This window comes from Rhodoferax sp., assembly GCF_039922535.1.
In the GTDB taxonomy this organism is placed as follows: domain Bacteria; phylum Pseudomonadota; class Gammaproteobacteria; order Burkholderiales; family Burkholderiaceae_C; genus Rhodoferax_B.
The window spans coordinates 1-8,599 of sequence record NZ_JBDTEM010000071.1 but is presented as its reverse complement, the minus strand read 5'-3'; the positions used below and the strand labels follow the sequence as shown (position 1 = coordinate 8,599).

8 protein-coding genes are annotated in these 8,599 nt (G+C 58.8%); 7 read left to right on the top strand and 1 reads right to left on the bottom strand.

From position 1 onward, the window contains the following. Both ABI213_RS02875 and ABI213_RS02870 read left to right on the top strand, forming a co-directional pair. The coding region (locus tag ABI213_RS02875; protein ID WP_348026036.1) for a glutathione S-transferase at positions 1-535 on the top strand (535 nt) is incomplete at its 5' end. 25 nt (positions 536-560) lie between these two features. Next, positions 561-1,832 (top strand): multifunctional CCA addition/repair protein, encoded by a 1,272-nt coding sequence (locus tag ABI213_RS02870; RefSeq protein ID WP_348006665.1) that lies wholly within the window; start codon positions 561-563, stop codon positions 1,830-1,832. On the opposite strand, the gene ABI213_RS02865 is transcribed toward ABI213_RS02870, so the two are convergent. Then, complete coding sequence (locus ABI213_RS02865; protein ID WP_348006664.1) at positions 1,829-2,848, bottom strand: substrate-binding domain-containing protein; 1,020 nt, start codon at positions 2,846-2,848, stop codon at positions 1,829-1,831. The genes ABI213_RS02870 and ABI213_RS02865 overlap by 4 nt on opposite strands. A gap of 507 nt (positions 2,849-3,355) precedes the next feature. Here ABI213_RS02865 and ABI213_RS02860 point away from each other — a divergent pair. The 5 genes from ABI213_RS02860 to ABI213_RS02840 form a co-directional block, all read left to right on the top strand. Next, positions 3,356-4,369, top strand: coding sequence for a carbohydrate porin (locus tag ABI213_RS02860; RefSeq protein ID WP_348006663.1), 1,014 nt, complete (start codon positions 3,356-3,358; stop codon positions 4,367-4,369). 337 nt (positions 4,370-4,706) lie between these two features. Further along, positions 4,707-5,987: an ABC transporter substrate-binding protein gene (locus ABI213_RS02855; protein ID WP_348006662.1), complete on the top strand. Its 1,281-nt coding sequence runs from the start codon at positions 4,707-4,709 to the stop codon at positions 5,985-5,987. A 185-nt stretch (positions 5,988-6,172) separates the two neighbouring features. Next, entirely contained in the window at positions 6,173-7,105 is a 933-nt protein-coding gene (locus ABI213_RS02850; RefSeq protein WP_348006661.1) for a sugar ABC transporter permease, read from the top strand. Between the two features lie 11 nt (positions 7,106-7,116). Further along, positions 7,117-7,962, top strand: coding sequence for a carbohydrate ABC transporter permease (locus tag ABI213_RS02845; protein WP_348006660.1), 846 nt, complete (start codon positions 7,117-7,119; stop codon positions 7,960-7,962). Between the two features lie 48 nt (positions 7,963-8,010). Then, positions 8,011-8,599 (top strand): ATP-binding cassette domain-containing protein (locus ABI213_RS02840; RefSeq protein ID WP_348026034.1); only part of this gene is annotated, 589 nt, incomplete at its 3' end.

Genomic DNA, 8,599 nt, shown 5'->3' with positions numbered 1-8,599 from the left:
TGCAGTGAGTCCGGTCGGTAAAGTGCCGGTATGGGTAGATGGCACGCTGGCGGTATGGGACACATTGGCCATTGCGGAAACTTTGGCCGAGCAACAACCCGGTAAACACCTGTGGCCGCGCGACCCGCATGCCCGCGCCCGGGCCCGCAGTGTGTGTGCCGAAATGCATTCCGGCTTTGGGGCCCTGCGCAGCCATTGCCCGATGAACATCGAAGCCCGCCTGCCGGTGGTGGGGCAACTCATTTGGCGTGACCAAGCTGCCGTGCGTGCCGACGTGGCACGCCTAGTCAGCCTGTGGGCGGAACTGCTGCAAACCCATGGTGGCCCCATGCTGTTTGGGGATTTCAGCATCGCCGATGCGTTTTTCGCGCCGATTTGCATGCGTTTGAACACCTATGGCTTGCCACTGCCCGCAGTCGCCCAGGCGTATGTAGAGCGTGTGACGGCTCTGCCCAGTGTGCAGGCGTGGATTGCGGATGCCCTGGCTGAGCAAGACTTTCTCGACTTTGAGGAGCCGTATCGCGTTAGCCGCTAGCCAATGCGGTCGCTAAACTGGGCGGATGCAAATCTATTTAGTCGGCGGCGCGGTCCGCGACACCTTGTTGGGCCGAACCGGCGGCGACCGCGACTGGGTGGTGGTGGGTGCCACGCCCGAGGCCTTGGTCGCCCAGGGCTACCTGCCGGTGGGCAAAGACTTTCCGGTCTTCCTGCATCCACGCACCCACGAGGAATACGCCTTGGCCCGCACCGAGCGCAAAACGGCACCCGGTTACCACGGCTTTGCGGTCCACGCGGCCATCGACGTCACGCTGGAGCAAGACCTGGCCCGGCGCGACCTTACTATTAATTCAATAGCTGCCGCCGCAGGATTAATAAGCGCTAGCGGCCAATTGGACGTAAATTTTGAAGCATTGACAGACCCTTTTGGCGGCCAACGCGACCTGCAGGCTAAGGTGTTGCGCCATGTCACCGATGCGTTCCGTGAAGACCCGGTGCGCATCCTGCGCGTGGCCCGTTTTGCCGCACGCTTTCCCGACTTCAGCCTGGCCCCCGAGACCATGGACCTGATGCGCGAAATGGTGTCGGCAGGCGAGGTCGATGCCCTGGTGCCCGAACGGGTGTGGCAAGAATTGGCCCGCGGCCTGATGGAGCCGCAGCCCTCGCGCATGTTTGCGGTGCTGCGCGACTGCGGTGCCCTGGCCCGGCTGCTGCCCGAGGTGGCGGCACTGTGGGGCGTGCCCCAGCGGGCCGACTACCACCCCGAGATCGACACTGGCATCCACGTGATGATGGTGCTGGACATGGCCGCACGGCTGCAGGCACCGCTGCCGGTGCGTTTTGCGTGTTTGACGCACGACCTGGGCAAAGCCACAACTCCAGCCGACATCCTGCCCCGCCACATCGGCCACGAGATGCGCAGCGCCGATCTGCTCAAAGTGCTGTGCCAGCGCCTGCGCGTACCCACCGACTGCCGTGATCTGGCAGACGTGGTGGCGCGGGAGCACGGCAACATCCACCGCGGGTTGGACATCAGTGCCGCCGCCGCCTTGCGTTTGCTGGAGCGCGCCGATGCTTTCCGTAAGCCAAAGCGTTTTGCGGATGCGCTGCTGGCCTGTGAATGCGATGCGCGTGGTCGGTTAGGCCTGGGCGAACAGCTTTATCCGCAGCGCCCGCATTGGTTAGCGGTGCTGCAGGCCGCGCAGTCGGTTGCCACCGAGCCGATTGCCAAGGCCGCCCAAGAAAAAGGCGTGCAAGGCAAAGACATCGGAGGTCTGATTCACGCCGCGCGGGTGGCGGCGATCAAACAACAGGGAATCTGTCAGGAGAATTAGCTGGCCAGCGGAGGTCCGTCGCTATCGCCGATTTCCAGTTCGGGCATGCACAGTTTTTGCAGCGACTCCAGTGGTTCGCCACGCAGGCGTGCCAAGGTCATTTCGGCCAGTGCCACCCCCGTTGAGGCGGGTGTGGGCTGCATTACCGCGGTGACTGTGGTGCGTACCACCGAGTCCGAGCCCAGCCCGTCATACACGATGACCGACAGGTCACGCCCCAGTACCAGACCTGAATGCAGCACGGCATGGACCGCGCCAATACCGGCCAAATTGTTGTCTACTAGCACAGCCGTGGGGGGCTGGGGCAGGGCCAGCAGTTTTTGCATGGCCGCATAGCCCGACCTGCGCTCCAAGGCATTGCGTTGTACCGCCAGCGGTTTGAGCGGAACGCCCGCCGCTTTCAGGCTGGCGCAAAACCCGGCAAAACGTTGATCGGCAAAGTTGTATTCAGGGGGCGCGCCCAAATAGCCCAGGCGGCGGTGGCCTAGGCGCAGCAGACGGTCGGTGGCCATGCGAGCACCGGCCAGGTTGTCGAAGTCAAACCAGGCGTATTCGGAGGTCAGCGACGCACTGCGACCATAGGCCACAAACGCCACATTGCGCGCTTGCAGCAGCTCCAGCCGCCGGTCGCGCACGCGGGTGCGGGGCACCACAAACACGCCGATGTGGCGACCGGTGATGGCCCGTTCGTAGGCGGCCAGCTCGTCGTCGGCCGATGCCGACACAATCAGCAAGTCCAGACCCGACTGGGCGAAACGCTCGCTCATCGACGAGGCTACCTGCAAGAACTGCTGGTCGCCCAAATCACCCGTGGTGATGGGGAACACGATGCCCACGGCATCGGCCCGACCCAAGGCCAAGCCTCGGGCCCGGGCATCGGCCCGGTAGTCCATGCGCGCTGCAGCCTCCAAAACGTCACGGCGTGTGGCGGCGGCCACTTCGGGATAGCCGTTCATGGCGCGGCTCACGGTGGTGAGCGACAGGCCGAGTTCTTCGGCAATCCGTTTCAGTGACATCTAAAGAGCGTAGTGGGTGGGGCGGGCGGCCGATAGTAGCCTATGCGATTTAAATGTAACGGCTTGTCAATACCGCCAGAAGCGGGTGCAGCCTAGTGTTTGTCGCAATTCTGCAACGGGCGACGGAATTCGGAAAAATAATTAAATTCCTATTCGGCCACCTATTTGTATGGTTACAGCATTGTTACATCGGTGTAAACCATTGCCATTCGAACACCAGGGATAAGTGGCTAAAAAGGGCCTCCCTGGGAGGGGAAAGCAAGTTTAAAGGCTGACTTGTACTCCTCTTGTAACTAATGCATGCGTAGGTTAATAGCAAAGAAGTGTGAAGTAAGTTATGGATAGTTCATTTGTATGACTATTGGGGTTCATCCTGATCCCTCTCTCCACACGGCTAACCAAAAATGCGGCAGGTTTGAATCTTTGGTGGCAACCAAGGGCTCCGCAAGGCCCTGCCTGAACACAGACGCAAATCCTTCAAAAAACTTACACACACAGGAGATTTCCTTGAGCTACATTTTGAATACCGCACTCCGCGCCACCGCACTCGCCGCTATGGCGATGGTGTCCGTCGCCGCTTTCGCCGCTGTCGATATCGATGCCAACATCGAGTTGGACAGCAAAGTTGAAAATAACGGCCGTGGCGCTTCCCAGTCGGGCCGCGTCGAACTCAATGGCAGCAAGAAGATGGGGTCCAAGTACTTCATCGCTGGCCGCGCAACCTATCTGGCGCATCCAGATGGCACCGCTGGTGTCGATGACTTGTGGGCACAGATAGGCACCGAAAACGCCGACATCAAGTTGGGCCGCTTCGAAGCCGCCAATCTGTTCCAAACCCCTGGCGACGTGCTGGTTGAATATGCCGGTTTCTCCCCTTACCAAGCCAATGTGCTGCGTGGCCGCCAAGGTGCCTACGGCAATGGCAACGCATCCTTCCGTGCTGCGGGCACCTTGCTGTTGGGTGGCGGTTTCTCGTTTGAACTGGGTGCCGTGTCCAGCAAAGGTAGCGGCGCTACCGGCTTGCGCCCTGTGTTGAGCTACGCAAACGGCCCATTGCATTTGGCCGCTGGTATTGAAGCTATCCGCTATGGCGATTCGTCGACTACTACTACGGTGAACACCTTCGACCCAACGACCTTGGTCATCACATCCACCAGCACTACCGCCACCACCAAAGGCACACGCCAAAACGGCTTCGGCTTGACGGGTGACTACAACTTCGGTGCCTTCACCTTGACCAGCAACTTTGCGTCAGGCAAAGACACCAATGGCCTGAAACAAAGCACGTTTGCTCTGATGGGTGCATTCGGTAACCTGACGGTTGCTAGCGTGTTTGGCAAGGCCGCAAATGCCGTGGGTGAAGACTCGAAGGTCACCACGTTCTGGGCGGCCTACGCGATTCCATTCTTTGACGTGAAGGGTGCCACCATCACCCCCGCTGTTTCGTTCTCCAAAGGCGGCGGTGCCAACACGGCTCCCAACTCGTCTGGCGGCGCAGTGCGCGTGCACTACGACTTCTAAGTTTTTGGCGGCGATGTCCGCTGTCCACCATGGCTTGCTTCTTTAGGGGAGCCAAGCCGGCGTGCAAGAGAAAAGCCCCCACCTGCCGTTGCGGCAAGTGAGGGCTTTTTGCATGGTGCCGAGGGGTTCTGTGGCCAACCCATTGGCCTATCCACGGCGGACTTTACGTAACAAAGTAACCAGGATTGGCGTTTCCTCGGGTAAACCCAGTGTTCAATTCAAAGCGCTTTGAATTTATACTGCACTGGCTTTAAATCGCAACAAAATTTCGGCCTTCGGCATGGGTAACACCACGACATTCGCCTTGGCCGATACCGAACACAACAGGAGACATTCCATGACAGCAATGACCAAAACCGCAGCCGCCGTGCTGATCAGCTTCGGCGCACTGGGTGCCATTGGCGCGCATGCAGCGGGCGTTACCGTCACCATTTCGTGCGGCTCCGTCGGCCAGGATTTCGAGTTCTGCAAAAAGGCCGGCGATGAGTGGAGTGCCAAGACCGGTAATACCGTCAAGCACCTGAGCATTCCCCAGTCCTCCAGCGATATCTTGGGCCTGTTCCGCCAGATGTTTGCCGCCAAGGCTACTGAGTTGGATGTGCTGTCGGTCGATGTGGTGTGGCCTGGCCTGCTCAAGCAACATTTGCTGGATTTGACCCCTTACGCCAACGGCGCACAAAAAGACCATTTCCCTGCCATCGTCGCCAACAACACCGTAGACGGCAAGCTGCTGGCTATGCCCTGGTTCACCGATGCCGGTGTGCTGTACTACCGCAAGGATTTGCTGGCCAAGTACAACGAAAAAGCGCCTTCCACCTGGGCTGAGTTGACCGCTACCGCTACCAAGGTCATGGAAGGCGAGCGCAAAGCCGGTGCCCCCGACATGCAAGGTTTTGTGTTCCAGGCCAAAGCCTATGAAGGCCTGACCTGCGACGGCGTGGAATGGGTGTCCAGCTTCGGTGGCGGCAACATCATCGATGCCACGGGCAAAATCACCATCAATAACCCCCAGGCGGCCAAAGCGCTGGATACCGCTGCAGGCTGGATTGGCACTATCGCCCCCACCGGCGTACTGAATTATGGTGAAGAAGAGGCCCGTGGCGTGTTCCAAAAGGGCAATGCCGTGTTCATGCGCAACTGGCCTTACGCCTGGTCGCTGAGCCAGGGTGCTGACAGCCCCGTCAAGGGCAAGGTTGGTGTCGTCGCGTTGCCAAAGGGCGATGGCGGCAAGACCGCTGCCACGCTGGGTGGCTGGCAGCTGGCGGTCAGCAAGTACTCTAAGCACCCCAAAGAGTCGGCGGATCTGGTGATGTACCTGACCAGCGCCGCGGTACAAAAAGACCGTGCCATCCGCGGCTCTTACAACCCGACGATTGCGGCTCTGTACAAGGACAAAGACGTACTGGCTGCCAACCCTTTCTTCGGTGATTTGTATGACACTTTTGTGGGTGCCGTTCCCCGCCCCGCCACCGTCACCGGTGCCAAATACAACGAAGTGTCGGCTGCGTTCTGGAACGCGACCCACGACGTGTTGTCCGGTAAAGAAAAGGGCGCTGACAGCGTTAAGAAGCTCGAAGCCAAGTTAGGCCAGATTCGCCGCGGTCCTAAGTGGGAATAAGCCTCTTCCGTTGAACGTCGGGCCGCTGCGTGCTAGCCATGCAGCGGCTCGTTCAGCCATTCTTCCAATGCCGCATCCATCCGAATATGTCGTTGCTTCGCCTTGCCGTGGCAAACCACTGTCTGCGGCTTCGTGCCTAATCTCGTATAGATGTGGCATTGGAATTAGATCCCCTTGGAGTTTCCATGCGCACTAAAACATCCGAACTCACCCGCGAGCGCACCCGCAGCGCGTGGATTTTTCTTGCACCAACGCTGCTCGTTTTGCTACTGGTTGCCGGTTGGCCTTTGGGTCGCACCATTTTCTTTAGCTTCACCGATGCTTCCTTGGAAGCGATTGGCGACTCCACCTACAAGATGGTGGGTTTCCAAAACTATTTTGGTGAATACGGTGTGTTCAATCTGAATGCAGTCGATGGTTTTTGGAGTACAGACTGGGGCATGGCGATCCGTAACACCTTTACGTTCTCTTTCTTCTCGGTGGTCACGGAGACGTTCTTGGGGATTGTTTTTGCCCTGGTGCTGAATGCCAATTTCAAAGGCCGCTCGTTCATCCGTGCCGCGGTATTGGTGCCCTGGGCGATTCCGACCATCGTGTCGGCCAAGATGTGGGCCTGGATCATGAATGATCAGTTTGGCGTGATGAATGCCTTGCTGCGCAGTGCTGGCATCATCGACCACAACATCGCCTGGACCGCCGATCCCCACTACGCGCTGTGGTCGGTGGTGTTGGTAGACGTGTGGAAAACCACACCGTTTATGGCCCTGCTGATTTTGGCTGCGCTGCAAATGTTGCCTACCGATTGTTATGAAGCGGCCCACGTAGACGGCATCCATCCGGTACGCGTGTTTTTCAAGGTGACCTTGCCGCTGATCTGGCCAGCCTTGATGGTGGCGGTGATCTTCCGCTTGCTCGATGCCTTGCGGGTGTTCGACATCATCTACGTGATGACCTCCAACAGCGTAGACACCATCAGCATGTCGGGCTTTGTGCGGCGTGAAATTGTGGACAACAACTATGTGGGCTATGGCTCGGCAGCCTCGACCGTGCTGTTTCTGATCATCGGGGCTTGCACGGTGCTCTACCTGAAGCTGTCCAAAGTGGATATGTCGAAGTAAGGATATTGGCCATGAACTACCAACACCAAAAAATACTGGGCACGATCGGGCTATACCTGCTGGTCGCCGTGATCGCGTTGTTTTGCCTGTTTCCTTTTTACTTCGCGATCGTTACTTCGCTGAAGTCGGGTACCGAACTGTTCAGCTCCACGCTGTGGCCTGCGGCACCGTCGTTCAAGAACTACATCGCCATGTTCACCGTGGCCGAGCATCCGTTTGGTCGCCACATCCTGAATTCGTTGATGGTCTCCACCCTGGTGGTGATTGCCTCGCTATTTCTGGGCGTCACCGCTTCTTATGCGCTGGGCCGCATCCAGTTCCGGGGCCGGGGTTTGCTGCTGCTGACGGTGCTGGCCGTGTCCATGTTCCCGCAGGTGGCGGTGCTGTCGGGCATGTTTGAGCTGATGCAGGCCATCGGCTTTTACAACCACTGGTGGGGTCTGACGCTGCCGTATATGGTGTTCACCCTACCATTCACCGTGTGGGTACTGACCACCTTTGTGCGCGATCTGCCCAAAGAGCTGGAAGAAGCCGCCATCATGGACGGTTGCACGCCATGGGGCATCATCACCAAGGTGTTTTTGCCCGTTATGTGGCCTGCGCTGGTTACCACCGGCTTGCTGGCTTTCATTGCAGCTTGGAACGAGTTCATGTTCGCCCTGACCTTTGTGCTGAACAACAACGACCGCACCGTACCGGTGTCGATTTCGCTGATCAGCGGTGCCGACAAGTATGAAATCCCCTGGGGCAAGATCATGGCGGCCTCGGTGCTGGTCACCCTGCCATTGATCGCGCTGGTGCTGATATTCCAACGCAAGATCGTGGGCGGCCTGACGGCAGGTGCCGTCAAGGGCTAAGTTTGTTCCACCTACCCCAACATTTCTTAAAAACAGTAGGAGACCTCTATGTCTGAAATTCGATTCCGCGATGTCCACAAGCGTTATGCCAGCCACCTGCCCGACACCATCCGCAAGGTCGATCTGGACATTGACAAGGGCGAATTTGTGGTTTTTGTCGGTCCGTCGGGCTGCGGCAAGTCCACGCTGCTGCGCATGGTTGCGGGCCTGGAAGACATCACCAGCGGCGAACTGAGCATCAACGGCCAGCGCATGAACGAAACCCCACCGTCGCGCCGCGGTGTGGCCATGGTGTTCCAAAGCTATGCGCTGTACCCGCACATGACGGTGTACGACAACATGGCTTTCGGCCTGAAGCAGGCCAAGACCGATGCGGAGACGGTAGAGCAGCGTGTCAAAAAGGCTTCCAAGATTTTGCAGCTCGACCCGCTGCTCAAGCGCCTGCCCAAAGAGCTTTCCGGCGGCCAGCGCCAGCGCGTTGCGATTGGCCGCGCCATCGTGCGCGAACCCGATGTGTTCCTGTTCGACGAACCCCTGTCCAACCTGGATGCCTCGCTGCGCGTTCAAACCCGGCTGGAAATCGCCAAGCTGCACAAAGACATCGGCACCGCCAGCATGATCTACGTGACCCACGACC